We start from the raw sequence: 599 nt of genomic DNA, 5'->3' as shown, positions 1-599 counted from the left end.
TCCAGCGCGGTGGCAAAATCGGGCACGCGCACGATGCACAGCACGGGGCCGAAGATTTCTTCCTTATAAATCGTCATCTCCGGCGTGACGTGATCGAACAGGCTGCCGCCGAGGAAAAAGCCGTGCTCGTGACCGGGCAGCACGAAGCCGCGCCCGTCGCAGATGAGCTTGGCGCCTTCCTTGACGCCCGTGGCGATGTAGCCGGCGATCTTGTCCTTGTGCACCTGCGTCACCACGGGGCCCATCTCGGCCGACAGATCCATGCCTTGCGTGATCTTTAACGCCGCGATGCGCGGCACCAGGGCTTCCACCAGCTGGTCCGCCACATTGCCCACCGCCACGACGACGGAAATGGCCATGCAGCGCTCGCCCGCCGAACCAAACGCGGCGCCCATCAGGGCGTCCACCGTCTGGGGAATATCCGCGTCCGGCATGACGACCATGTGGTTTTTCGCGCCCCCGAGCGCCTGCACGCGCTTGCCCTGCGCGCAGCCCGTCGCATAGATATACTCGGCAATCGGCGTGGAACCGACGAAACTGACGGCGCGCACGTCCGGGTGGTGCAGCAAGCCATCGACGGCTTCTTTATCTCCCTGCAC

The 599-nt window shown here is 64.6% G+C and carries 1 protein-coding gene; it reads right to left on the bottom strand.

Annotation, left to right across the window (positions count from 1 at the left end):
* The coding region (locus AC07X6_RS28605) for an aldehyde dehydrogenase family protein (RefSeq protein WP_494793230.1) at positions 1–599 on the bottom strand (599 nt) is incomplete at both ends.

The organism is Janthinobacterium sp. GW460-12-1-14-LB5 (assembly GCF_059423585.1).
Note: the sequence above shows the minus strand (reverse complement) of the source record. Positions and strands in the feature narration are given on the sequence as shown.